The organism is Bhargavaea massiliensis (assembly GCF_018390575.1).
GTDB lineage: Bacteria > Bacillota > Bacilli > Bacillales_A > Planococcaceae > Bhargavaea > Bhargavaea massiliensis.
The window spans coordinates 163,025-186,455 of the sequence record NZ_JAHBCJ010000007.1; the positions used below are offsets into that span (position 1 = coordinate 163,025).

The following is a 23,431-nucleotide window of genomic DNA, read 5'->3' on the forward strand; positions in this document are numbered from 1 at the left end:
ACCTATGAATCATCTGGAATGTGAACTATTGGATCAGCTATCCAGGCATCAAACGATCACAAAGGCCGCGGAAGCCATGCAGCTTTCCCAGTCGACGATCACCAAGCGGCTGAAGCAGATGGAGGCCGGTTTTGACGTACAGATCGTCCACCGGGGAAAAAAGGGCATCCACTTTACTCCGGAGGGGGAGTACCTTGCCGCGTGTGCAAGATCCATCCTGAAGGAAATTGAGGCGATGAAGGATACGCTGTGGAATATGGAAGAAGAGGTCAAAGGGACGATCAAGATCGCCGTTTCAAACTTTCTGACCAGCTTTATGCTTTTTGATGTGATCCGCGCCTTCAAGGAAATGTATCCGGAAGTGGATTTCCGGATTACCACCGGATGGAGCCGGGACATGTATGAACGGGTCCGGAGCGATGAGGTGCATGTCAGCTTCATCAGGGGGGATTATCAGTGGCGGGGAAGAAAACATCTTCTCTTCGAAGAAACCCTTTGTGTGGCATCAAAAGAGCCGCTTCCGCTTGAGGCATTGCCGGCCGCCTCAAGGATCGACTATAAAAAGGACGCAAAGCTTGCTGGGATGATCGACTCGTGGTGGGACTGGAACTTCCGTGAAATCCCGAAGGTCTCGATGGTCCTGGACAATGCGGAAAGCTGCAGGGAAATGATCCGGAACGGCCTCGGCTACTCGATCGTCACGAGTCTCGTCGTCCGGGATATGGATGACATCCATAAGACTGAACTAAAAGACCGGGCTGGGAAACGGATTACAAGAGGTTCGTGGATGTTCTGCAGGGAACAATCAATGGAGCTGAAGGCGGTCAGGGAATTTGTGGAATTCGTCGAAAATTATGATGCTGAAAGACACTCCGCAGGCTGAGAAATCCGGTTGGACGGGACGTCCGGGCACCATTATCCAGTACAATAAGGGATAGAAATGACCAGAGGAGGATTCCATGACCGACAGCTCAATGATTCCACTTACAATGACCCGTACGTTTGCCAGCTTGCCGGAAAAGGTTTATGACGCATGGCTGGTGCCGGATAACTTCAGGAAGTGGCTGTTCACTGCAGAAAACACCAATCAGGTGGCCGAGAATCAACCGGAAGTCGGCGGAAGCTGGGAGATCATCGACCGACGTGAAGGAAAGAACTACAGGGCGATCGGAACGTACTTGGAACTCAACCGGCCGAACCGGATTGTCATGACATTCGAAATGCCGCAATTTGGTGATGCGACCGACGAATTGATCATCAGCCTAAAGCCCGTTCCGGCCGGCACCGAGATGACCTTCACTCAACACATCACCGTTCCCCATGAGGAGGTGTGGGGGGAATCGGAGATTGGGAAGGCGCAGCAGGAATTCTATGACAGTACAGAACAAGGCTGGAACCTGATGTTCCAAGGATTAAAGGCATTGTTGGAAACCGGGGAAAACCCCTATAAAGGATAGCTGAGCAAAGAAAGCCAAATCATCATCCATGAGAAGGAGCTGATCAAGTGGCACAATTGCCGATCAACGAATACGGGCCGGCCATCCACCTCAATGAACGGGTCATCCCGATAGAGCCGATCAACCCGCTGGACCGGGTGCGGGTAACGGATAGCCTGATCGATGCATTGGTGGGAGAGCCGGAAATGCCGGAAAGCGCCGAGGTTCCTGAGTCATATGAAGAAAAGCGGAAACTCCTGAGAGGGCTCCTCAATATTCGGCCGCCATATCCGATGGAACCGGACTTCCTGAACAGTTTGGACGGGCTGTTGCAGCTGGAGCTGAAAGAAATGGGTGTGGTCAGATCCTCGTCGCTTCCGCTTGTATCGGAGCAGTTCCCGGAAGCTCCTGTTTCACACGGAGACAAACTGGCACTTTGGCAGGGGGACATCACGCGTATCGATACGGATGCCATCGTCAACGCTGCGAACGAGCAGCTCCTGGGGTGCTGGCAGCCGCTCCATGAATGCATCGACAATGCCATTCATTCCGCCGCGGGCCCGGAGCTCCGGGAAGACTGCAACACGATCATGGCGATGCAGCAGGAACCGGAAAAAACCGGAGGTGCCAAAGTGACGAGGGCCTACAACCTGCCTTCGAAATTCGTCCTCCATACGGTCGGCCCGATCATTGAAGGCGGGCAGACACCGACAAAGGAAGAAACTGAACAGCTTGCTTCCTGTTACATAGCCTGCCTGGATGCCGCTGCGGAAGTGGAGGCCATCAGGACGGTCACCTTCTGCGCGATTTCCACGGGCGCCTTTGGCTACCCGAAAAGCGAGGCCGCACGTGTAGCGGTGGAGGCGGTAAGCGGATGGCTCGACCATCATCCGGACCGGTTCAGCATGATCGTCTTCAACGTATTCGCCGATGAAGACGAAGCAGCGTATAAAAACGTATTCGGAGGAAAATAAAAGCTGTGTGGCATAAGTGCCGCACAGCTTTTTACTTGGAGGCCGCCTTGTCCAGATAGCGGCGGACGGCATCGATGTCGCCCGCGACTTCACATTCGCGTGCCTCGTCTTTTTCCAGCTTGGCTAGTGCTTTCTGCAAAATCTCCTGTTCCTGTTCGCGCGGAATGACGGTGACCCCATCCGCGTCACCGATGACCAGGTCACCCGGGCGGACAGCCGCGCCGCCGCACGAAATCGGGACATTCACTTCGCCTTCACCTGTCTTGCTGCTTGCCGCGACAGTCGTTCCCCGCACGAAAACCGGGAAGCCGAGTGCCTTGATATCGCGGACATCCCGGATGGCCCCGTCCACGACCAGTCCCGCAAGACCGAGCGTCTTCATCATGCCGACGACAAAATCCCCGGCCACCGCCTTGGTAAGATCCGCTTTTGCGTCCACAACTAGCACATCACCGGGACTTGCCGTCCGCATCGCGCGCAGCATCGCCGGATTGTCGCCGCCGGGAAGCTTCACCGTGACCGCGCGGCCCGCAATCCGGTATTCCTCGCGGAGCGGCTTAAGCGCGGCATCCATATTGTTCATCCCGCCCGTCGCATCGGAAATCGCCGTGGTCGGAATCGTTGCAAAGCGGACAATCAACTCGTCTGTCATTGTTTGGCCTCCATCCACTAAGATACATTTATCCTATCAAAAGGGGCGGAATCTTCAAAACATCAATTGAACAAAAAAAGAACTCAAGATAAATGTCTTGATTTCGAGATTAAATCATTGTATAGTGAGTAACGTAAAGTAACCAATAACAAGGAGGCCAAACAACATGGCAGAAAAACTCAACATCGGCATTATCCTCGGCTCAACACGTGAAGGCCGCGTAAGCCCGCAGGTCGGACAATGGATTAAAGGCATCGCGGACGGCCGCGGCGATGCAAACTATGAAATCGTTGATATCGCTGACTACCAGCTTCCATTCCTCGGGACTACCGACGGCACGGAACCGGGCATCGCGAAATGGAACGAAAAGCTGGCGAGTCTCGACGGCTTCGTCTTCGTCGTACAGGAATACAACCACAGCATCTCCGGGGCTTTGAAGAACGCGATCGATTTCGCCCGTGAAGCCTGGTTCGACAAAGCGGCAGGGATCGTCAGCTACGGTTCCACCGGCGGCGCGCGTGCGGCGGAACACCTCCGCGGCATCCTCGGCGAGCTGAAAGTGGCAGACGTGCGCACGCATCCGACACTCTCACTCTTCACGGATTTTGAAAATTTCTCCGAGTTCAAGCCGGCTGAACTGCACCTCACGAACGTTACTGCCATGCTTGACGAAGTGAATGCATGGGCGGGCGCTCTGAAAACAGTCCGCGAAAAACAAGCAGTCACCAAATAATTTAACATTGAAGCCCCGCTCTGCAGACGATCTGCGGAGCGGGCTTTTTATGGAGGCATCAATCGATTTCCGTTAAAATATGGTAATATACAGAAAAACGGGGGTGAAGAGAGATGCTGCGAATGATTTTGACGGCAGTTCTGATCATATTGGCGATAGCGCTTTTTTCCTTGGTCATCCGTCGAATGATGGGTGTCAGACAGCGGAAGTGGTTTTCCTATGATCACATCAACGAGCGGCATAGGAAGCTGGAATGGAGAGTCCGGATCGGATTCATCATCATCATCCTTCTTAACACTGTCATCGTCTTTGCAACAGGTGCTGTTGAGGATCCGCCCTGGTACATGGAAGTTTGGTGGCTGATCTTCGTCTTCGTGGTCGTGACCGAACTGCTGAGGGCTTATATGGAATACCGGTTCGTGGACGATCGAAAAGCAATGGCCGCTACGCTTTTTGAAGTGATCTTCGGTACGGTTCTGCTCGGCAGTGCAATCGCGACTGGTTTTTACGGATCGATTTGATGTGAGTGACTGGTTCGGATGTTTTGTGAAGGCCTTTGCGGTTTACCTGGCAGGGGGGCACGAGGTTACAGCTTACGACCAATCCGAAGTCGGCCTCCACAAAGCAAATCAGCTGGCCGAACGCCTGGGTGTTGCTATCGAAACACGGGCCATGGCTTGGCTCCCAAGACATTCCTCATTTTTACTGCGGGAAAGCAGACCGGCACGAAGGCAAAAGACATACCGGAACCGGTCATGTGATTCAGGGAGTCATCAAAAAGCGCATGGCTTAGCAACGTCTAAAATACCCCTTTCCGCAAAACATGGGTTGCGGAAAGGGGTATTTGTATCGGGATGGTTCAGGAAAAAGAGCCGGCGACCTTTGCGGTTTCCACCGCCTGTTTAAACGAGGAGAAAGCGGTGAGCGGGCGTTCCGATCCCGCCTCCGTGGCAATATCCCGTGCCGCTTTGGGAGAAATCCCGGTGACGAACAGCCGGCAGCCCATCAGCCTCAGGACATCCTGGATATGCAGCAGGTCAAATACGGGTGTATCCTCATCCCAATAAAGTCCCGAAATATCGATGATCACCGAATGGGAGTGGTGTTCCTGGACGTATTCGCTCAACTTGACCGTCAACCGGCGATAGCGCTCGACACTCATTTCCCCGTTCAGGGAAATGGCCGCGATGCCGTCATCGATTTCCAGGACCGGCAGCGAGAGGCGTTCAATTTCACGTTCCTTTTCTTCCAGGCGCTTTTTCTGATGAATCTCCACTGTGACATCCGTCTGGGTGCCGATGAAGAAAAGACGTCCACCGGCACGGACAGGATCGATATGCACACGGTTCCAGAAAGGAGTGCCGTCTTTCTTATAATTTTTCAGGGTGACAGTGACGGAATTTTCTTGTCTGATCGACTCACGCATCTTCTCCACGGCTTCAGGGTCGGTATCTTTGCCCTGAAGAAACCGGCAGTTGTGGCCGATGGTTTCATCAAGAGTATATCCGGTCAATTTCTCGAATGTTTTATTGGCATAGATGATGGGGTGGTCTTCCTGTGAAGGATCGGTAAAAAGCGCGGCAGCCCGGCTGCCATCCAGCATGGCTTCCAGGAGTTTGATTTGAGTTTCCGGATCCATTCGTCTGATGATGCATCCCTCCAAAGTCTATCGTCTCGACTGTGTCTTATCGTAGCACAGTTCAGTAGAGAACTCAGACAAATATGAAAGTTTTTGTTGGTTCTATGGAATTTGCGGCTTGTGGGATGGTGTGCTTTCATTCACTGAAACTCTGCCCGGCTGATAAAGAAAGAAGCATGCAGCCGGACTCCGGGTGCACGCTTCCCTTCCTTATAACCCGAGCCCCGTCCACTTCCAGTAGGTGAAGTAGAACAGCACCATGATTGCGATATAGGCTGGCGCGAGAAGGCTGCTGAGCTTTGCCAGATCCCTGGCGCTGAAGGAGCCATCACCTTCCTCGTAAAACAGGAGCAGTGCCTTGGAACTGACCGGCATCGTCAGGCAATAGTTCATGCCGATCAGCCCCAGGAATACGGCTGCGGCCGGATCGGCGCCGATGCTTTTCGCAGTCACGATCAGCGTCGGCACCAACACCACGGCGCGAGTTGTGTGTGACGTGATGTAAAGGTGGCTCGATACCGACACCGCGGCGAGAATGAGAACAAGCAGCCACTCGGGAGCCTGGCCGGCAGCCAGAAGCAGTCCGGACAGCTTTTCTTCGGCCACACTGACGACACCTGTCTGGATCAGGGCTGTGCCAAGTGCCGTAGCGGCGGCTACAAAGAGAATCAGATTCCAGGAAACCGACCGGATCCCGTCTTTGAATGACAGAATTCCATATCCGGGAACCATCGCCAAAGCGGCCCCTGCCATCGTTACAAACGCAATCCCGTAGCCATGGAGGCCGTCCGTCATCCAGCCGAGCAACATGACAGAAATCAGAAGGAGTGTCCGCTTTTCCGGATCGCTCATTTTTTCCGGGGTTTGCGGTGCGGGCAGGGAGTCTTCCGGAACACTGGCTTCCGATTCTCTTTTCGGCCACATCGTCAGCCGGATGGCCGCGACCGTGACCACTGTTGCGGCCGCAGCAAAAGGCACACCCCAGACCAGCCAGCGGACAAAAGAGATCGACTGTCCGGAAGCCGTTTCAAGCAGCCCGATCCCGATCAGGTGTGAACCCGCTCCCAGAAGTGTCGCGGATGTGCTCATCAGGATCACCGAAGGGGCAAGGACCGAAAGAACCTGCCGTTCTCTGGGAGAAAAGCGGTTGCCGAGCTGGTTGAGAATGGGTCTGGCAAGCGCCGCCCGCCCGGACGTGGACGGGATGAAAAACGAAGTAGCGAAAAGCAGTGCGGTCAGCGCGTTCAGCAGGCTGCCTTTTTTCTCGAAGCGGCGAAGTGCCGAATGGGTCAGCCGGTCCGCAAGTCCCGAACGCGTAAAGGCTTCTCCGATGACAAAGGCCCCGATCATCAGCCAGACTACAGGCTCGGCCATCGACTGATAAAGCAGATCCGGTTCGCCCGCTTTCATCAGGATGATGAAGAGGACGAGGGAGAGGGCCACATACCCAGCGGGAAGCCGGGTGGCGGCCCAAAGGGTCATGGCGGACAAAAATGCAAAAAGTGATATTTTGGCATCATATCCGAGACTGCCCGCCGGCACGATGAGTGCGGCATACAAAAGGTGAAGACCGGAAACCACGAGTACCGGCTTCGGTACTTTTTCTAACGATTCCGCTGTCCAGGACCTCTGCTTCCGGTGAAGTTCTGCACGGGTGGTCATTGCGCAGCAACCCCGTAAACCATCCTGCTTTTCTCGGCAATCGAAAGGCCGATGGATATCTGCCGGATCACGCACTCCGTTGTGTCTTCAATCCATTTCGGGGCTTTCAGGATCGATTTCTCCAGTGTTGTCGGCTTTTGGATGATGCTCATATACGCATCGATGCCGGCATCATAGTTCAGGTTTGCCCCTTTTCCGATCGTCCCGGCGATGGCGACGACCGGGATATTGTACTGTTTGGCGATGCGGGCGACTTCAGCCGGAATCTTGCCATCGGGCGTCTGGAAGTCGAGGCTTCCTTCAGCTGTGATGACGAGGTCCGCACCTGCAATGACCCGCTCCATATTGATGTACTGGCGGATGATGTCGAAGCGGGAATGCAGACGGGCGCCGGTAAAAGCGGCAAGGCCCGCGCCAAGCCCGCCCGATGCGCCGCTGCCCGGCTGGAAGCGCACATCTTTGCCTAGTACATTCATGATCATCCCAGCATAGTGCTCAAGTGCCGCAGCCAACTGTCCGACCTGCTCGGGCGTCGCGCCTTTTTGCGGGCCGAACACACGGGCGACACCGCGTTCGCCGCATAGAATGTTCCGGTGGTTGCAGGCCACATCGATTTGGACCTGCTCCAGGCGAGGGTCGATGCCGGAAACGTCGATCCGCTCTGCCTTGGAGAGGTCGCCGCCCCCTGCGATGGACACAGACAGGCCATGCTGATCAAGAAAGCGGACACCCAGTGCCTGGGCCATCCCGGCGCCGCCGTCCGACGTACCGGAATCCCCGCATCCGATCAAAATGCGCTCCGCACCCGCGTCCATTGCCGAGCGGATCAGTTCACCGACGCCATAGGTCGTGGTCAGGAGCGGATTCCTCCTGTCACGCGGAACGAGGGAAAGCCCGGCAACCGCGGCCATTTCAATCACGGCGGTTTTGATTCCATGCTCCGTAAACAGCCCGAAATAGCTTGGCACGGGTTCCCCGACCGGCCCGGTGACAGTTCGGTAGAGCAGCTTTCCGTTTTTCAATTTTGTGATCGCCTTTGCGAAACCTTCTCCGCCATCGACCATCGGCAGCATTTCCACCTGGATCCTGCTCCCGGCCCGTCTCGCACCTCTTGCCATTGCTTCTGCCACTTCTTCTGCTTGCATGCACTCTTTGAATCCTGAAGGCACCATTACAATTTTCATATCCATTTGAATTCCTCCCGTTTCTCTTTCATGTCATCGCCACTTTAACCGCTGAAGGGAAGAATCCACTGAGAGAATCATGAGGAAATGATGAGAAGGATAAAAATGGGGCTAACGGACCGGAAGGAAGGAGGTGCAAATTGAAATTTATCTGAAGCAGGCGGACCAAAGAGGTACATGTGATGAATCCAATCAGTACAATTATCAGGAGCTGATAGGAGGGAGAGCAGAACATTCCAACTTTTACGCCGGCTTAACCTGAAATCCGGTATAATGGGTAGCAGTAGAAAGGGGGGCGTTCCCGATGATCCGGACGATTATTTTCGACCTGGACGATACGATTCTGTGGGACAAGAAAAGCATCCAGACGGCATTTGACCGCACATGCGAGTTTGCAGCGGAAAAAGCAAAGGTGGATCCGAAAAACCTGGAGGAAAAAGTGCGTGAATCGGCACGGGAACTTTATTCCTCGTATGATACATACGAATTCACCCAAATGATCGGCATTAATCCGTTCGAGGGTCTTTGGGGATCGTTCGAAGATCCGGGCGATGATTTCCGCCGCATGCGCGACATCATCCGCACTTACCAGAAAGACACGTGGACAAAAGGGCTGAAGAAAGTCGGCGTGGAAGATTACGAGCTGGCGAATGAACTGGTCGCCAAGTTTATCTCGGAACGCCGGAAAGCTCCGTTCGTCTATGAGGAATCGTTCGAGGTATTGGAAACCTTGAAAAACGACCACCGGCTCGTGCTTCTTACAAATGGTGCGCCGAGCCTGCAAAATGAGAAACTGACCATCACGCCTGAGATTTCACAGTACTTTGACCTGATCGTCATCTCGGGAGACTTTGGACGCGGCAAGCCGGATGCTTCGATTTTTCATCATGTCCTTGAACGAACGGACACGCGTGCCGAAGAAGCGCTCATGGTCGGCGACAACCTGATGACCGATATTCTCGGCGCAAACCGGGCCGGCATCCGCTCCGTCTGGCTGAACCGCGAAGGCAACGAACCGCACGCGGAAGTAAAACCGGCCTACGAAATCAGCCACCTCGGCCAACTCGCCGACGTGATCAGTGACGCAAACCGATAAAGAAAGCCAGAAAAGGCTCCCGCTTGCTGCGGGAGCCTTTTTTCCTTCTATTAAAGATCAATCGTCCGGACTGCGTGGATGTCTTCGATTTCGAGGAGTCGGCCGACTTCTTCGGGTTTGACTTCATTGTCGACGGTGATCATCATGATTGCATCTCCGCCTGCAGTTGAACGGCCTACCTGCATGGTCGCGATGTTGATGTTTTCTTCTGCAAGAAGGGTGCCGACACGGCCGATCGCACCCGGCTGGTCTTTGTGCTTGATAAGAAGCAGATGGCCGGCCGGAACGACGTCAACGACATAATCATCCACTTTGACGATCCGTTCGCCGAGCACGTTGAGCAGTGTGCCCGACACGCTGTGCGTCTCGTCACCGGCTTTCACCTCTACGGTGATCAGGTGCTGGAAGCCCTTTGTCTGTGCAGATTTATGCTCGGTGACCCCGATGCCGATCGAATCGGCGAGGTACTTTGCGTTCACGTCGTTTACATGTGTGCCGAGGTTGCGCTTCAGGATTCCTTTCAGCGCATTGCGCGTGAGCGGGCGGACGTCGAATTCGGCCAGGTCGCCGGCATATCGGATGTTCACTTCGGTCAGCGGCTTGTCGGCCAGGTGAGAGATGAAGGCGCCGAGATCTTCGGCCAGGTCGAAGAACGGCCCGATTTTTGCCAGCACCTCGTGCGACACGGACGGCATGTTGACCGGATTGCGTACCGGATTGCCGCCGAAGAAGCGGACGACATCCCGGCCTACATCAATCGCAACGCTTTCCTGGGCCTCGATTGTGCTCGCGCCGAGGTGAGGCGTGGCGATGACCTGAGGCAGGTCGAGCAGGCGGTGGCCTGTGAATGGTTCGGTCTCGAATACATCGAGCGCCGCTCCCGCGACTTTGCCCGATTCGATTGCATCATAAAGCGCAACCTCGTCGATAATGCCGCCCCGGGCGCAGTTGATGATGCGCACGCCGTCTTTCATTTTGGCAAACCGGTCCGCATTGATGAGGTGGCGGGTTTCCTTCATGAGCGGCGTGTGGACGGTGATGAAGTCGGCTGCGGCCACGACTTCATCCAGCGTGCCGACTGCAATGCCCATTTCCTTGGCGCGCTCTTCTGTCAGGAACGGGTCATAGGCGATGACCGACATGCGCTGTCCCTTGGCACGGCGGGCGACTTCCGCGCCGATCCTGCCGAGGCCGACGACGCCGAGCGTCTTTTCCTTGAGTTCGACCCCGACGAACCTTTTCCGGTCCCATTTGCCTTCCTTCAGAGATAGGAAGGCTTGGGGAATGTTCCGGGCGAGGGCGGTCATCATGGCGATCGTATGCTCCGCGGCAGAATTTGTGTTGCCGTCGGGCGCATTCACAACGATGATGCCTCGCTCGGTCGCCGCTTCCAGGTCGATGTTGTCGACGCCGACACCGGCGCGTCCGATGATTTTCAGGTTGCCGGCCGCTTCGATCACTTCGCGGGTCACCTGGGTCTGGCTGCGGACAAGAAGAGCATCAACTTCTTTCACGGCAAGGAGGAGTTCAGCAGGTGTCATGCCGGTCCGGATCTTGAGTTCGACGCCTTCCGCTTCACGGAGCGGCTGAAGCCCTTCTTCGCTGAGCGGGTCGCTGATGAGGATGACGGCGTTTTTCACTGCGTTTTCCTTTTCGATTGTTGTAGTCATCATTGTGGATCCCCTTTCCCTAAATAAATCTGCTGAGCTGCGGCGACGCCTGTGCCAAGCTGAATGTTCTGCCCCGCTTTTTGAATGCCGATTTCGATCAGTGCAAGTGTCTGGAGCACATCACCCGGAGATGCATAGCCCATATGCCCGATCCGGAAGATGGCATCCTTCAGGTGTTCCTGGCCGCCTGCGATGACAAGGTTAAATTCTTCCTTGAGCACTTTTCGCAGCTTGGCGGCATCGAAGCCATCCGGCCGGACCGCCGTGACGGTCGGGGAGGCGTCTTCGTCATTGGCGAGAAGCGGGATGCCGAGTGCCTTGAACGCGGCGCGGGTCATGTCTTTCATGAGTTCGTGCCGGGCGATGACTTCCCCGAATCCTTCTTCCTCGATCAGCTGGAGTGCCTGCTCGAGACCGTAGAGGAGGGAAGTGGCAGGAGTGAACGGCGTCGAGTCTTTTTTCAGGTTATCCCGGTATTTCGTGAAGTCGAGATAGAAACCGCGGCGCGGGTTCGCCTCGATCACTTTCCAGGCGCGGTCGCTGCAGGCGGCGAACATGAGGCCGCCCGGGAGCATCATCGCTTTCTGGGAGCCGGTGACAAGAATGTCGATTCCCCATTCATCCATCTTCGATTCAACACCGCCGATGCACGAAACGCCATCGACGATAAACAGTGCGTCCGATTCATCATGGACCGTTTTCGCCAGTTCGGCCACCGGGTTCAGAACTCCGGTTGACGTCTCGCAGAAAGTGGCGAAGACTGCTTTGGTTTCCGGGTTCTTCTTTAAAGCTTCGCGGATTTCGCCGGGCGAGACCGAATGTCCCCATTCCGTTTCAATCTCATGGACGGTCACGCCGTAAGCATCGAGAATCTTCACGAAGCGCCTGCCGAAGGCGCCGGTGACGGCAACAATGACCTCATCGCCTTCGCCGACCGTGTTGACGACCGCCGCTTCAAGTCCGGACGTTCCGCTTCCCGCGAAAATCATCACGTCCTGTTCTGTGCCGAACACGTTCTTGAGTCCCGGGCGGATACGCCGGATCAGTTCGGCCGTCTCGCTGGCACGGTGCCCGACCATCGGCTGCGCCATCGCGCGCTGCACGCTCGGCGGTACCGGAGTCGGTCCTGGAATTCGAAGAAATTGTTGGTCTTTCAGCATGTCTGTTTCCTCCTCGGTCTGATGAAAATTGAATGAAAAAAGCCATTCGTCCCCCTGCAGTCTGCAAGGGGCGAACGGCATTTAGCCACGCGGTGCCACCCTCATTCACCGCCGGAATCCGGCGGTCTTCATTGACATGGATAACGGCCATGACCGGACAGGCTTACTTGGTTCAGCCCGCCAATATCAGGAGCGGAACGTCCGGGGTGGATCGCCGGTTCGCACCATCCACCGGCTCTCTTGGGATCCCCGATCCCGGACGCATGTCTCCTTCAAAATTGTTGAACGATTGCTTAAGTTGTGACTATCATAACACGCTGAAATCGGATGTCAACCCATCATTCGTGTTTTGGAGGGTTGAATTTCTTGTGACTCACTTTTGTAAGGGTTTTCACCTTGAAAACATATCTTTATCGTCATTTCATTCTTTAATGTTCGGTTTTAGCGATTCAAACATCGGGGCAGGACGTTCGATAGAAATCTTGATCGGCTGCCGCCCGCCAGCACTGGGCAGTTGGCATGCTTTACTCGATTGACTCTTTTTCGCACTGATCAGAATCCGTTGGCTTGAATTTCCGTGAAGCGGGAATACCAAGAAAGATCAGAGGATTTTACAGGCGAAAGGAGTTTATCACGTTGGAAAATGTCATTGTAGGTTATTTCAGCGAAGAGCAGGCCGCGCTTGATGCACTGGCTAAACTGGAAAGTATGCAGAATGCGGGAGGTGAGACGCAGATTGCGCAGGTCGGCATTTTCAAGAAAGATCATGGAATGATCAGCCTGCGCCGTTCATTCGATTCGGGAGCGGAGGCGGATGAATCCATTATTGGCGGAATTATCGGAGGCATCACTGGTGTCGTTGCCGGGCCTGTCGGAACGCTGCTCAGCGTTGGTGTCGGAGGCTCTGTCGGCACGGAGGAAAACGCGCCTCACATGATGCCTGACGCCAATCTTTTCTGGTCGATGACACTGCGGATGAAGGACGAGCATATCGCCATCATCGCGGTTGTGCAGGAATTGGACCAGACACCGGTTGACCAGCTGTTCGGCGGCTACAACGTTGTTACCGAGCGGTTCGGCGCCGCGGAAGTCCAGGAAGAGATCGAGCATGCCCGAAACCTTCAGGACCGGCTGGAAAAAACCGTCCGCGATGAACTTGCGGCAAAACGGACGGCCCAGCGAGACAAAAGAGTACAGGATCTGAAAGTTACCGTAAAATCGGATTTTGCCAACCTGATGGCTGAACGGCAATAACCACGATATCTATAAACAATCCGGCACGCTCCACGCAGGAGACGTGCCGGATTTTGCTTACTTCCAATCATTCTTTTTCCAGATGGAGGCATTCAGCGCAAGCGCGTACAAAACCCACCCCATATAAGGGATGATCAGCATTCCGGCGGTCTTGTCTACCTTGTAGACGCGTTCCGCTGTCAAGGCGATGGCGCCAAGCAAGATCGTCTGCCATTCCGGTTGGCCAGCCAGCACACTGCGGCGCCGCCGAAAACCGGCCCGGCGAGGCCGGAAGCCCATTTTTTGCCGTCAATCTTTCCGTTGACGTGAAACCGTTCCATCGGATCCCTTCTTTCTAAGTTTATACGTCTCTGCCCCTGTCCGCATTAGGGCTTGTCGCCTGCTCTGAAACGAAACGAAGATAATGGTAGACTGAAGAAACAAGGGCAATGTGAAACACTAAGCGGAGAAGGGGGAAATGTTCTGATGAAGACGCTCAACGAAAAGCTTTACGAAAATCTGCTGGAGAATGCGGATAAAATGACCGACGAGTGGCTGTCGAATCGCATACTTAAACTTGGCTCCGTCTATTCGGCGGCAGCCGGCGATGATGCGGTCAAGATGCTCCGTAAACAAAATCGGCTGACGATCCGTTCCATCGCAACCCGGTTATCAGGCCAGACAGGCCAGTTTGAGGCGATGAAAAGAAAATGGGCGGAGTTGGTGGCGGAAAGCCGCATCAGGAGCAATACGCCGATCCATGAAGTGTTCGACGCAGTCATGCGGTTCCGCACGGTCTACTGGTCATTTATCGAACGGTTTATTCGCGCGAATAATGAAGAGGTCCAGCGTACGGATGTCCTGAGGTGGGGCAGCGAGATGAATCAGGCTTTTGACGAGCTGTTCCATGAGTTCTCCAGAAGCTATCATGAAATGACAGAAGAACGGCTGATTGCCCAGCAGACGCTGATCCGGGAGCTTGGTACGCCTGTCATCAAGATTGACTGGGAGAGGGGCATTCTTCCGCTGATCGGTGACATTGACACCGATCGGGCACGTATCCTCAAGATGACCGTTCCTGAACGTTGTGCGCAATTGGATATCATCCATCTGTTCATCGACCTGTCGGGCGTGTCCATTATCGATACGATGGTTGCCCAGCAGATGTTCGAGTTTACCCAAATCTTGAGCCTGCTCGGTATCCGTTCCACTATCACAGGAATCCGTCCCGAAATTGCACAGACATCCATCCATCTTGGGCTCGATTTCAACTCAATTGCCACCTACAGCTCTCTCCAGCAGGCGTTGGAAAATACCCCTGATTCAAAAAGGTAGATCGAGGAAATCCGCCGTCCGGCACTTCCCGGAGTCGTCCGATACAGTAAATCCTCACCTCAAGTATGACCCGGGCGGTTTTTGGGTAAAGGACAATTAACAACAGCCGCAACATGATCGGACGGGGAGGAAGCATCATGAAGACCAGAGGCAGAAGACGCAGTTCAAATATCGAGGACCGCAGAGGGCAGGGCGGAGCGGGCGGTTTAGGCGGCCCGGTTGCAATAGGAGGCGGAGGTCTCGGGATTGTCGGAATTATCTTGTTTCTGCTGTTCGGAGGCGGTCTGGACGGCCTGTTCGGGGTGGGCGGTTCTGACGAGTCCGGAGCGGGCATCCAGGACGGCGGCAGCGGTTATGTGGAAACTGCAGAGGAAGAGGAACTTGCTGACTTTGTGGCCGTCGTTCTCGCAGACACCGAGGAAATCTGGGGCGAGGTCTTCGAGGAAAACGGAATGGCCTACCAGGAGCCGACACTGGTCCTGTATACCGGAAGCGTCCAATCGGCCTGCGGATTTAACAGCGCTGCGGTCGGCCCGTTTTACTGTCCGGGAGACCACAAGCTCTATATCGATTTGAGTTTTTACAACGAATTGAAAAACCGCTTTAATGCGCCGGGAGACTTTGCCATGGCGTATGTCGTAGCCCATGAGGTCGGCCACCATGTCCAGACGCTTCTCGGCGTCAATGAGGAAGTGAACCGGATCCGCCAGCGGGTGAGTGAAGAAGAGTACAACCGCTATTCGGTGGCAATGGAACTTCAGGCCGATTACCTGGCCGGTGTCTGGGCAAAGCATGCCCAGGAAAAAGGATATCTGGAGGAAGGCGATTTCGAGGAAGCGATGAATGCGGCCAGCGCCATCGGGGACGACACCATCCAGCGCCGCGCCCGCGGATACGTGGTACCGGAAAGCTTTACCCACGGATCCTCGGCACAGCGGATGGAATGGTTTAACCGCGGCTTTAAATACGGTGACCTCGATCACGGCGACACCTTCAGCGAACTTTTGAAATAACAGGAAAAGACGTCCGGCCCAAATGAGGCCACTGAAAAGCTATTTGAATATCCTATGGGCTAAAAAGAGCCACCATTGTTATCCGGTTTCCGGATGAAATGGCGGCTCTTTTTATATGGAAACACCAGAAAGTCACGTTATAGTCCCTTCTTTGTGTCCAACAGTTTCAAGATTCTTTTCAGATTGACTGAGAATATTGCATGATCCGCAGATTTATGACCGACACGGGCATTTTCATCTTCAGAGGCTCGCAATTGCTCCACGTCATCAGCAACGATTTCTTTCAGGCGGTTCAGCCGTTCCTTGACCTTAGGGACATTCGGAAGGGTTTCCTCCTGTTCGATGACGTCGATCAGTTGGTGACAATAGTCCAGCTCATCGTCAGTACATCGGACAGGTTCCTATATATCTTGAGATATTTATTGATTGAAGCGGAGGGTGCTTGACTCCTTGTCGGGAAAAGTGGGCCAGGCGAGACCCCGCAGGACCCCGCAGAGGTCTGAGGAGGCTCGCGGACCGCCCGCGGAAAGCAAGCACCCGCAGCGGAAATCAACCGGATGCTATAGAAAGGAGCCGCCACGCTGAATGACGGCTCTTACTTCGGACTTTTTCAGCGGTCCCGCCACAATGGCCGGACATCTTTCGCATTAGTCTTTGATGAATCGGACGATTTTCGGAGCAACGAGGAAAAGGATGATCCCGAGGACAATCGACAGTCCTCCGATGGTTCCGAAGTAAAGGGTTTCCGTTTCCGGTGTGTTCAGCTTGACGATCTGGGCGTTGATCGCCTGTGCTGCTGCGTTTGACAGGAACCAGAGGCTCATCGTCTGTGCGGAAAATGCCGCAGGCGCCAGGCGCGTGGTAGCGGCAAGGCCGACAGGCGACAGGCAAAGCTCACCAAGGACAACAAGGAAGTAGCTCAATACAAGCCACATCGGGTTGACGAGCGCGTCTCCACCGCCGAGCATGCCCGGAAGCAGGATTACGAGGAACGACAGGCCCGCAAACAGGAGTCCGAATGAGAACTTACGCGGAATCGATGGGTTCCGGTCACCCAGACGTGTCCACATCCAGGCAAACACCGGTGCCAGGACGATGATGAACAGCGGGTTTAGCGACTGGAACCAAGCCGGCGAAATCTCGAAGCCGAATGCGTGAAGGTCTGTCCGCTTATCCGCGTACCGCGCGAGGATCGTCGAGCCCTGTTCCTGGATGGCCCAGAACATCACCGACGCGATGAACAGCGGGATATAGGCGATCAGCCGTGACTGCTCTGTCGGTGTCGTCTTCGGACTGCGGTACATGACGATGAAGTAAAGAGTCGGAATCAGGATCCCGAGCACACCTACAAGCGCGATGACACCTTCGATTGTGACCCAGCCCTGCGGAATCATCACAGCCAATACAACTGCGATAACCACCAGGCCGATGATCGTGTATTTGATCCAATTTTTCTTTTCTTTAGAAGAAAGCGGGTTCGGCACCTGTGTGCCGGCAAGACCGAGATTTTTCTTTTTTGTCATGACAAACATGACCAGTCCGATAAACATCCCGACAGCTGCTACGGCAAATCCGAGGTGGAAGCTCGTTTTCATGAGTTCCCCGACGATGAGCGGTGCAAGGAAACCGCCCAGGTTGATCCCCATGTAGAAGATGGAGAAGCCTGCGTCAAGGCGGTGGTCATCCTTCGGATAAATCTCCCCGACAACACTCGATACGTTCGGTTTCAGGAGACCCGTACCGATGACAATCAGCACCATCGAGACGAAGAACAGAGCGATATTTCCCGGAATGGCAAGGGCGATATGACCGAGCATGATAAGGACTCCGCCATAAAATACGGCTTTTGATGTACCGAAGACCCGGTCGGCAAGCCAGCCGCCAATAATACCGGACATGTAGACGAGCGATCCGTAGATCGACATGATCGAAAGGGCAAGCGGTTCACTCAGGCCAAGGCCGCCTTCCGAAACTTCGTAATACATATAGAATACGAGGATGGCCCTCATCCCATAGTAAGAAAAGCGTTCCCAGAATTCCGTGAAGAAAAGAGTGAACAGTCCTTTCGGGTGTCCGAAGAACCCTTTTTGAGGGACACTCTCCACAATTTCACGGTGCGATAGACGCGACATATTGTGCTACCTCCTTAATTGTAGACCATATTATACTACTCCCCGCATTTTCAATTGTCAAAAATAATTTATTCCAATAAATATGAGAGAATTAAAGGGGATTCTGAATAGAATAATTATACTTGAATAATTAAAACACAAAATCAGCCCTATTATTAATAATAAATATCCTTATGAATCCGTAAGATGAAGCAGTCGTCAACATCTGCTGCAGCCAGGCGGCTTTACCTTTCTCCCGGAAATCCCCTTTGCTCCGTTAAATATGGCTTTTAGAGATGGGCGTGCCGCTGATAGAAGTGATTGGTGGATAAACGAGTAATCATTGACGAATTAAAACCTATTTCATATGATTGAGTGGAATTTAAAGCGTCGGCAGCTAGCAGAAGAGCGGATCGGCGTGAGAGGGGTCCATTAATGAAAAGCAAGTCTGAATCAACCATTCAATTCATCCCGGTCATCGTAGGAGGCAACAGGGGTGCATACAGCCTGGCGCGTGCATTTTACGAAGCCTACCATGTGAAGACGAATGTGATTAGCCCCATGATCATCGGGCCAATAAAAAATTCCAAGATTCTAAAAAACTATGTACAACCGGAAATCAGCCAGCCCGATCGTTTTTTTGAAACGATCGGAAAAATCGACCGGGACTTTCCAGGAATGAAGAAAATTATCCTTGGTGCGGATGACCGCTACGCCGAGATGCTTGTCCATCTTCAGCACAACTTTCCGGAGCATTGGATTGTTCCGTACGTCTCCGAAGAAGTATTTGAACGGGCAACCAATAAGGAAAGTTTTTACGCGGCGTGTGAAAGAGCCGGCGTGCCTTACCCGAAGACATTGGTGATTACGGAATTCGAAGAGAAGTTGCCCTTCGAGTTCCCGATTGTGATGAAGCCTGCTGACTCGCCGTCCTACCAGGCGCTCTATTTTGCAGGAAAAGAAAAAGTGTTTTTTGCGAAATCCGAAGACGAGTATCGCCGATTCTACCGGATGATGAGAGAAGGCGGCTACCAGAAGCCGATTGTGCTGCAGGAATATATACCCGGTGATGACCGGTCGCTTGCCGTGGTAACGGCATATACCTCTCCTGAAGATCGGGAAGTCAAGCTGATCGTGTTCGGTCAAATCCTGCTGGAAGACCACACTCCTTCAGGCATCGGCAATCACCTCGCCATCCTTGCAAGGCCGGAAGACAGCGTCGCGGAAGACGTGCGGAAACTGATCGCCGAAACTGAGTTCACCGGATTCTCGAACTTCGACCTGAAATATGATGAGAGAACAGGCAAGTACGTGTTCTTCGAACTGAATGGCAGGCTCGGTGTCAGCAATTACTACGTCACAGCAGCCGGGCATAACCCGGCGACCTATTATGTCGATGACCGGATCAGAAAGCTGAACCTCGGCGCGGTCGTGAACAAAGAGGAAGCGCTTTTCAATGTCGTACCGAAACGTCTACTCCTGAAGCAGATCAAGTCGGCGAAGCTCCGTTCGAAAGTGAAAATGCTTTACAGGCGGGGGCGGGCGTTTCATCCGCTAAAGGCGGACTTTGAGACCAATCTAAAGCGCAGGGCGGTCGTCTGGGCCTCCACAGTGAATTACTACAGGAAGTTCCGGAAGCATCCTCCGAAAGTTTAAAACACTGCCGAAGTCACACCACCCTACCCGGCCAATTCAAGCGGCCTCAGTCCTGTATCTATAGGACTGGGGCCGCTTAGCTGTTTTCAGGGCAACCCCGCTTTGGTCATACATAGCATGATACCGCTTTTCCGCCTGATTTGGGGTCGCCTGCTGACTGCTCTTGATTGAAGGCCCCAACTGATGTTATTACCCAAATGCAGCGGGGTATAGTTCACCATACGGCCGAGGTAACGGAGGGAATAGAGTTGAATAAAATCTTCACAATCGTTTCTTTCATTGGTGTCCCGCTCGTAGTAGCGGGCTCTTTCCTGCACTGGACCAGTCTGGTGATGTTCATTCTTTGCTGTGTGAGCATCATCGGCCTGTCGGCGATCATGGGGAGGGCGACGGAATCGCTCGCCATCATTTCGGGACCGCGGATCGGCGGGCTGCTGAATGCGACGTTCGGGAATGCGGTCGAGCTGATCATTTCGATCTTTGCGCTCAAGGCGGGACTGATCGGCATTGTGCTGGCTTCCCTCACCGGTTCGGTGATTGGGAACCTGCTTCTTGTGCTCGGGCTGTCATTTTTCCTCGGCGGGCTTAAGCATAAGCGGCAGAACTTCAGTTTGCGGGATGCCCGCTATAATGCCGGGCTCCTGATTTTTGCCATCATTGTTGCGTTCGTCATCCCGGAGATTTTCTCCCAGGGGATGGATGACCGGGGCACCATCAGCCTGAGTGTCGGGATCTCGGTGATCATGATCCTCCTTTACTTGGCGGGTCTGTTCTTTAAGTTGGTCACCCACCGCGGGTTCTTCACGGGTTCCGACAAAGAAAGTGGCGGCAAGCCGGAAGAAGAGGAAGAAGCGGAATGGTCAAAGGGCAAGGCGATCCTCGTTCTGCTGATGGCAACCGCCGCAGTGGCATTTGTCTCCGAAAACCTTGTACATACATTCGAGGATATCGGAGAGCGCTTTGGCTGGTCGGAGCTCTTTATTGGGGTCATCATCGTTGCCATCGTCGGAAATGCTGCGGAGCATGCCTCTGCCCTGATCCTGGCTGTCAAGGACAAGATGGATGTATCCGTCGAGATTGCCGTCGGTTCGACACTCCAGGTCGCGATGTTCGTAGCACCTGCCCTTGTTCTCGTCTCGCTGATGATGCCGGTCCAGATGCCGCTGGTGTTCACTGTTGCGGAATTGGTTGCGATGATTACGGCAGCACTTCTTACGGTCGTCATCACGCTGGATGGGGAGTCAAACTGGTTCGAGGGGCTGACCCTGCTTGCCGCCTATCTGATCATGGGCATCGGGTTCTTCTTCCTTTGACCGATGGAACAAATCCGGTTTCGTTTTCGTCCAATCGGGGAATTATGAAATCGGTATCATCATGAGCAAGGAGAAGAATGCACCATGAGAGAATTGCAAGAAGGTCCGATGGATGAGAAAAAGCAGTCCATCATCGATAAACTGGTGGATGAAGGGGTTTTCAAGATTGACGGCAAGCAACTGTACGAGCTGCCTATTTATACATTGCTGAAACAATATACCGAACTGCAGGAACAATAATCATTGCCGGACGGCCATCAGCCGGCCGGCTTTTGTTATGGAGGGATGAGGATGCACAACGAACGACTGGAACGCATCCGGGACAAATGGCTGGATGAGGCAAGCATCCGGGAGATGCAGGTAAAGATGGAGAAAGGGGAGGTCACGGCCGAGGAACTGACGATTATGTATCTGTCCCGGATTTCGGAATATGGCCAAAATGTCAATGCCGTCCTCGAAGTGAACCCTGACGCACTCCAGATCGCCAAGAAGCTTGACTATGAGCGAAAGATGAAGGGCGTCCGTTCGCCGCTCCACGGCATCCCGATCCTGCTAAAGGATAATATGGACACCGGGGATAAGATGCACACCAGCTGCGGGTCGCTTGCCCTAGCAAACCATTACGCGGCGGAAGATGCCTTCCTCGTCAAGAAGCTGAGGGAAGCGGGGGCGGTCATTCTCGGTAAAGCGAACATGACCGAATGGGCCAACTTCATGTCCGACAAAATGACGAACGGCTACAGCTCAAGGGGCGGACAGGTCAAAAACCCTTACGGCCAGTTTGACTGCGGGGGCTCAAGCTCGGGATCGGCCGTGGCCGTTGCTGCAAATCTGGCGGCAGCATCGATCGGTACCGAAACAACCGGATCCATCATCGAACCGGCCGTGCAAAACAGCCTTGTCGGAATCAAGCCGACTGTCGGCGCCATCAGCCGGACGGGGCTCATTCCGCTATCCATCACGCAAGACATTGCCGGCCCGCTTGCCCGGACCGTGGAAGACGCGCTGCTTGTATTCCGTGAAATGATCGGTGAGGATCCGGCAGACCCCGTCACTTCCCTGAGTAGTGTATGGGAGGGGCGCGACTGGGAAGCCTGCCTTGACCCAGACGCGCTAACGGGAACACGGATCGGTGTCGCCCGCAACATTTTCGAAAATGAAGCCGACAGTGAGATTCAGGAAGTGTTCGACCAAAAGCTGGAAGTCCTAAAAGCGTGCGGTGCGGAAATCATCGAGGACATCGATCTCGGCGTTATGGAAGATGACCTGGGCTACGATGTGCTCATGCACGAATTCAAGGCGGCTGTGAACGCCTACTTGGGCAGGACGCCTGCAAGCAATCCGATCCGGACCCTATCCGACGTGATTGAATTCAACAGCCGGCATCCGGAGGAAACGCTGAAGTACGGCCAGAACATGCTGGAGCAGTCGGACCGGACTTCGGGGACATTGACGGAACGGGCCTACTTGGAAGCGCTTGAGCGGAACCGGCATCTGTCATCCGAGGTGGCACTGGAACGGGCATTCCGGGAACATGACATCAGCGCGCTTGTCTTTCCCCACTACCACGGGCTCAGCTTTGGCGCCGCAGCCGGATATCCTGGCGTTGCGGTTCCGGCAGGAAAGACGGAGGAAGGCGAGCCATTCGGCATCGCTTTCTATGGCAGGGCGTTTGCAGAACCGCTCTTGATCAGTTTTGCCTATGCCTTTGAGCAACGGGAACACGGGCGGATCAAGCCACCGAATGAGTGATGGCATTTCTATCGGAACGAATGCCTTCTGTGATATAATTTACACCCATAAACTGATAGACAGCAAAGGATTGGACAACATGGAGAAGAAAACACTTGGAATCCTGGGAGGAGTCGGACCGCTCGCCACTATGTATATCGGGGAGATGATAGTCCGGCATACGGATGCCGATCGTGATCAGGATCACGTGGACATGGTGATTACAAATAATACCGCCATTCCTGACCGTACAGCCTTCATCATCGATCCGGAAATGACTGACCCGGTTCCTTTTATTGTACGCGATACAGAGAGACTTGCTGCGGCCGGAGCGGATATGATTGCTATCCCATGCAATACCGCCCACACATTCTATCGGGAAATCGCAGCTGTTTCACCGGTGCCGGTTCTGAATATGATTGAAGAAACGATAAAACGTGCCGCTGAAGAGGGAGCCGAGACGCTAGGTATCCTGGCAACAGACGGAACGATCATCAGCCGGGTTTACCAGGATGCGTGTGAATCCAAAGGAATCATGCCAGTATTGCCGGATGCAGATATTCAGGAAGCCGTCATGTCAATAATTTATGATTATGTAAAGGCTGGACGCCCGGCAGACCCTGCTTTGTGGGCGAAGGTGGAAGAGAATATGAAGGAAAAAGGCTGTGACAAGATCGTGCTTGGCTGCACCGAATTGTCGATTGTAAAAAAGGAGCTGTCGTTGAATGAACATTACATCGATTCGCTTCTCGTCCTTGCAGAAAAGGGCATACTGGCATGCGGCCACAGTCTCAGAAAGCATAAATAAAGATCATGCGGATGGTAAACGTTCT

General features: G+C 54.0%; 23 protein-coding genes and 1 other annotated feature. Of the genes, 15 read left to right on the forward strand and 8 right to left on the reverse strand.

All coding sequences use genetic code 11. From position 1 onward, the window contains the following. Nucleotides 1-4 precede the first annotated feature (4 nt). From KHA84_RS11950 to KHA84_RS11960, 3 genes are all read left to right on the forward strand, one after another. Nucleotides 5-883, forward strand: a complete 879-nt coding sequence (locus tag KHA84_RS11950; protein WP_213423746.1) for a LysR family transcriptional regulator — start codon at nucleotides 5-7, stop codon at nucleotides 881-883. A 76-nt stretch (nucleotides 884-959) separates the two neighbouring features. Continuing rightward, a complete protein-coding gene (locus tag KHA84_RS11955; protein WP_213423747.1) occupies nucleotides 960-1,457 on the forward strand; it encodes an SRPBCC family protein in 498 nt (165 codons plus the stop codon). Between the two features lie 47 nt (nucleotides 1,458-1,504). Continuing rightward, nucleotides 1,505-2,410 (forward strand): protein-ADP-ribose hydrolase, encoded by a 906-nt coding sequence (locus KHA84_RS11960; protein WP_213423748.1) that lies wholly within the window; start codon nucleotides 1,505-1,507, stop codon nucleotides 2,408-2,410. A gap of 31 nt (nucleotides 2,411-2,441) precedes the next feature. On the opposite strand, the gene KHA84_RS11965 is transcribed toward KHA84_RS11960, so the two are convergent. Beyond that, the gene (locus KHA84_RS11965) at nucleotides 2,442-3,062 is read right to left on the reverse strand and encodes an RraA family protein (RefSeq protein ID WP_213423749.1); all 621 of its coding nucleotides are present in this window, start codon (nucleotides 3,060-3,062) and stop codon (nucleotides 2,442-2,444) included. 166 nt (nucleotides 3,063-3,228) lie between these two features. On the opposite strand from KHA84_RS11965, the gene KHA84_RS11970 reads away from it, so the two are divergent. Both KHA84_RS11970 and KHA84_RS11975 read left to right on the forward strand, forming a co-directional pair. Beyond that, the gene (locus KHA84_RS11970) at nucleotides 3,229-3,795 is read left to right on the forward strand and encodes an NADPH-dependent FMN reductase (protein WP_213423750.1); all 567 of its coding nucleotides are present in this window, start codon (nucleotides 3,229-3,231) and stop codon (nucleotides 3,793-3,795) included. Nucleotides 3,796-3,908: 113 nt separating this feature from the next. After that, nucleotides 3,909-4,316, forward strand: coding sequence for a DUF4181 domain-containing protein (locus tag KHA84_RS11975; protein ID WP_213423751.1), 408 nt, complete (start codon nucleotides 3,909-3,911; stop codon nucleotides 4,314-4,316). A gap of 338 nt (nucleotides 4,317-4,654) precedes the next feature. Here KHA84_RS11975 and ytvA read toward each other — a convergent pair whose 3' ends face one another. From ytvA to KHA84_RS11990, 3 genes are all read right to left on the reverse strand, one after another. Further along, nucleotides 4,655-5,434: a YtvA family blue-light photoreceptor gene (gene ytvA / locus KHA84_RS11980; protein WP_213423752.1), complete on the reverse strand. Its 780-nt coding sequence runs from the start codon at nucleotides 5,432-5,434 to the stop codon at nucleotides 4,655-4,657. A 210-nt stretch (nucleotides 5,435-5,644) separates the two neighbouring features. Next, nucleotides 5,645-7,096, reverse strand: a complete 1,452-nt coding sequence (locus KHA84_RS11985; RefSeq protein ID WP_213423753.1) for an SLC13 family permease — start codon at nucleotides 7,094-7,096, stop codon at nucleotides 5,645-5,647. Further along, a complete protein-coding gene (locus tag KHA84_RS11990; protein WP_213423814.1) occupies nucleotides 7,093-8,280 on the reverse strand; it encodes a glycerate kinase family protein in 1,188 nt (395 codons plus the stop codon). The genes KHA84_RS11985 and KHA84_RS11990 overlap by 4 nt, the downstream gene beginning before the upstream one ends. Nucleotides 8,281-8,584: 304 nt before the next feature. Here KHA84_RS11990 and KHA84_RS11995 point away from each other — a divergent pair, with 304 nt between their 5' ends. Further along, nucleotides 8,585-9,376 carry an HAD family hydrolase gene (locus KHA84_RS11995; RefSeq protein ID WP_213423754.1) on the forward strand — a complete coding sequence of 264 codons (792 nt, stop codon included), beginning with the start codon at nucleotides 8,585-8,587 and terminating at the stop codon, nucleotides 9,374-9,376. 50 nt (nucleotides 9,377-9,426) lie between these two features. Here KHA84_RS11995 and serA read toward each other — a convergent pair whose 3' ends face one another. Both serA and KHA84_RS12005 read right to left on the reverse strand, forming a co-directional pair. Next, entirely contained in the window at nucleotides 9,427-11,046 is a 1,620-nt protein-coding gene (serA, locus tag KHA84_RS12000) for a phosphoglycerate dehydrogenase (RefSeq protein ID WP_213423815.1), read from the reverse strand. Continuing rightward, entirely contained in the window at nucleotides 11,046-12,206 is a 1,161-nt protein-coding gene (locus KHA84_RS12005; RefSeq protein ID WP_213423755.1) for a pyridoxal-phosphate-dependent aminotransferase family protein, read from the reverse strand. The genes serA and KHA84_RS12005 overlap by 1 nt, the downstream gene beginning before the upstream one ends. A 63-nt stretch (nucleotides 12,207-12,269) precedes the next feature. Beyond that, nucleotides 12,270-12,491 (reverse strand) — a binding site (T-box leader). Nucleotides 12,492-12,842: 351 nt separating this feature from the next. On the opposite strand from KHA84_RS12005, the gene KHA84_RS12010 reads away from it, so the two are divergent. After that, nucleotides 12,843-13,460, forward strand: coding sequence for a hypothetical protein (locus KHA84_RS12010; RefSeq protein ID WP_213423756.1), 618 nt, complete (start codon nucleotides 12,843-12,845; stop codon nucleotides 13,458-13,460). A gap of 57 nt (nucleotides 13,461-13,517) precedes the next feature. Here the strand turns inward: KHA84_RS12010 and KHA84_RS12015 are convergent, their stop codons facing one another. Next, nucleotides 13,518-13,694 (reverse strand): TspO/MBR family protein, encoded by a 177-nt coding sequence (locus KHA84_RS12015; protein WP_336511147.1) that lies wholly within the window; start codon nucleotides 13,692-13,694, stop codon nucleotides 13,518-13,520. Nucleotides 13,695-13,925: 231 nt separating this feature from the next. Between KHA84_RS12015 and KHA84_RS12020 the strand changes: the two genes are divergently transcribed. The 3 genes from KHA84_RS12020 to KHA84_RS12030 all read left to right on the forward strand — a co-directional run bounded on the left by KHA84_RS12020 (nucleotide 13,926) and on the right by KHA84_RS12030 (nucleotide 16,233). Beyond that, nucleotides 13,926-14,774 (forward strand): STAS domain-containing protein, encoded by an 849-nt coding sequence (locus KHA84_RS12020; protein ID WP_213423758.1) that lies wholly within the window; start codon nucleotides 13,926-13,928, stop codon nucleotides 14,772-14,774. 137 nt (nucleotides 14,775-14,911) lie between these two features. Continuing rightward, nucleotides 14,912-15,787, forward strand: coding sequence for a KPN_02809 family neutral zinc metallopeptidase (gene ypfJ, locus KHA84_RS12025; protein ID WP_213423759.1), 876 nt, complete (start codon nucleotides 14,912-14,914; stop codon nucleotides 15,785-15,787). A 200-nt stretch (nucleotides 15,788-15,987) separates the two neighbouring features. Next, on the forward strand, nucleotides 15,988-16,233 hold the full coding sequence (locus tag KHA84_RS12030) for a hypothetical protein (protein WP_213423760.1): 246 nt from the start codon (nucleotides 15,988-15,990) through the stop codon (nucleotides 16,231-16,233). A 201-nt stretch (nucleotides 16,234-16,434) separates the two neighbouring features. On the opposite strand, the gene KHA84_RS12035 is transcribed toward KHA84_RS12030, so the two are convergent. Further along, on the reverse strand, nucleotides 16,435-17,919 hold the full coding sequence (locus KHA84_RS12035; protein ID WP_213423761.1) for a peptide MFS transporter: 1,485 nt from the start codon (nucleotides 17,917-17,919) through the stop codon (nucleotides 16,435-16,437). A gap of 414 nt (nucleotides 17,920-18,333) precedes the next feature. Here KHA84_RS12035 and KHA84_RS12040 point away from each other — a divergent pair, with 414 nt between their 5' ends. From KHA84_RS12040 to cuyB, 5 genes are all read left to right on the forward strand, one after another. Next, nucleotides 18,334-19,554 carry a carboxylate--amine ligase gene (locus tag KHA84_RS12040; protein ID WP_213423762.1) on the forward strand — a complete coding sequence of 407 codons (1,221 nt, stop codon included), beginning with the start codon at nucleotides 18,334-18,336 and terminating at the stop codon, nucleotides 19,552-19,554. A gap of 248 nt (nucleotides 19,555-19,802) precedes the next feature. Beyond that, nucleotides 19,803-20,867, forward strand: a complete 1,065-nt coding sequence (gene cax, locus KHA84_RS12045; RefSeq protein ID WP_213423763.1) for a calcium/proton exchanger — start codon at nucleotides 19,803-19,805, stop codon at nucleotides 20,865-20,867. Between the two features lie 84 nt (nucleotides 20,868-20,951). Beyond that, nucleotides 20,952-21,107, forward strand: coding sequence for a Fur-regulated basic protein FbpA (locus KHA84_RS12050; RefSeq protein WP_213423764.1), 156 nt, complete (start codon nucleotides 20,952-20,954; stop codon nucleotides 21,105-21,107). A 51-nt stretch (nucleotides 21,108-21,158) separates the two neighbouring features. Next, nucleotides 21,159-22,619, forward strand: a complete 1,461-nt coding sequence (locus KHA84_RS12055) for an amidase family protein (protein ID WP_213423765.1) — start codon at nucleotides 21,159-21,161, stop codon at nucleotides 22,617-22,619. Nucleotides 22,620-22,698: 79 nt separating this feature from the next. Continuing rightward, complete coding sequence (gene cuyB, locus KHA84_RS12060; RefSeq protein ID WP_213423766.1) at nucleotides 22,699-23,406, forward strand: cysteate racemase; 708 nt, start codon at nucleotides 22,699-22,701, stop codon at nucleotides 23,404-23,406. The last annotated feature ends 25 nt before the right edge of the window (nucleotides 23,407-23,431 follow it).